The following is a 1,918-nucleotide window of genomic DNA, read 5'->3' on the forward strand; positions in this document are numbered from 1 at the left end:
ATACCCCGTTGCACGTTCAAAATTAATTCACCGGACAACGTGGTCGGACCGGAATTTGGCCCAGCAGTGATGAGTCAGTGTCAATTATTCCTAATAAGCTGATAGATGTGGCGAAATAAGCCGACAATCTCCGCCGATAAATCAGAATTCCATCACGAATGCGGGCCGCCTGAGAGCGATGCCTCTCAGGCGGCGACATCCGCGCGGGTACTGGAACCGGTCAGATGAGTCGGCTTGGGGATCGTATCAGTCCTGGTTTGTCGTGACGTTTTGCGGTCAGTGACGCTGCAACCAGCGCGACCGCTGAGAGAACAACGTGGGTCTCGACGTTGTCTTCCTTGCGTGCGCGGACGCGATCAAGTCCAGTGAACGACTTCAATCGTGAAAATACCCGCTCGACACCTGCGCGCAGGTGTCGATGCATCCGCTCTTTGATTGCCTGGAAAATGTAGCTCTCCTCGACGTTGCCGGCTTCAACACCGTAGTCCGAGAGTAGTTGCTGGTCTAACTCTTCGAGTGCTTCGTACGGACTGTCGAAACCGTCTTCGCGTTCTTCGAAGAGTTCCTTGATGTCGTCTCTGAGCTTTTTCAGAGACGACGATCTGCGTGGATTGATTGCTGTAAACAGCGGGCAATCAAGCTGCTCTTGGCAGAAATCACGGTTGTCTTGGCTGTCGAAGCCAGCGTCGGCCAGTGCTGCCTGAAGATCGTCTGTGTCGTACCGCTCATCGAAGTCCTCGACGAGCGGTTCAAACGCTGCAGTATCGTTTCGCTTGCCGGTCTCCATCGTGATGGCGACCGGCAACTCACTCGCCGCATCGACTACGAGAAACACCTTGTACCCGTAGAATGGCCCTTCGTGTTTGCCCCAACTTGCGCCTTCTACGTCGCCGTTTTCGATTTCTTCGCGCGTATTTGCCCAGGCTGCGATATGTGTGCCGTCGATTATGGCGAACTCGCCGGCATGGTCGTGATCAGCAAGCAACTCTGCACACATCGACTGGAGACAGTCTCGGAGTTCCTCGGGTTGGAGTTTGTCGAAGGCCCGCCAGAGCGAGGTCCCGTCGGGGACCTCGTCTGGCTCAGTGTACTCCAGCGCATCACGGAACGAGTGGTTACGCCGAATGCGACGTTCGAGGGCGTCAAACGAATCGCCCTCGAACTGCCGCAACACGAGTGCAGAAGCACGTTCCGGCGAAATAGACTGGATTTGCGAGACTGCAACTGAGAGGAAGGTTGCAAGAAGCTCGTCTCGGTAGAGGTAGCCGTCTTCGGTTGGATCGTCTGGCGTAACATCGGTCGGTTGATCGGTTTCGCGCTGTGTCAGCTGGTCGTCCCGCAGGGACGGCCAGCTGTGAACGTAGACGGTGGACTCTTGCCACTCAGCAGCATGGACCTCGCCGTGCTCGGCGAGTTTCTGGAGTGGCCGGTAGCAACGACGACCGAGTAGGTCGTTCGCTTCGGGGGCGGTGAGTCCGGATGGTCGGGTGAATGCGAGGTGTTTGAGGGTGGCTTTGGTGGTCTCTTTGCGGTGGAAGACGGCGACGCCGTCATCCACCTCGGGACGCCAGAAGCCGTCGTGAGTAGAGCGGCGACCGACAATGTGTTTGCTGGCGACGTATTCGCTGTTTTGGTTCAGCGAGGTGTAGAACATGTCCTGAGAGGCGATTTGGGTGATATACCACGCCGGCACCGACGTGCCGGCGCGGAGTTCGTCTTTGGACGCGACCTCACCGTGTGCAAGGAGGTACTCGCGAACGGCAATTTTATGCGACTCAACCGTGTCCTGACTGGTGTCGGATTCGGTACTGGACATACCTTGAATCCGACTTCCTATCTAGTTAAAGTGACCATTTCTATCGCTAGTGAACGCTGTCAGATAGGTCTGAGTTGAATTTGTAACCGTGCAACAGGCTAT

General features: G+C 56.2%; 1 protein-coding gene. It reads right to left on the minus strand.

Annotated elements, in window-relative coordinates:
- Positions 1–220: 220 nt before the first annotated feature.
- A complete protein-coding gene (locus tag N5098_RS15155) occupies positions 221–1,816 on the minus strand; it encodes a transposase (protein WP_267638727.1) in 1,596 nt (531 codons plus the stop codon).
- Positions 1,817–1,918 lie beyond the last annotated feature (102 nt).

This window comes from Halovenus rubra (assembly GCF_026586665.1).
Taxonomy (GTDB): Archaea; Halobacteriota; Halobacteria; order Halobacteriales; family Haloarculaceae; genus Halovenus; species Halovenus rubra.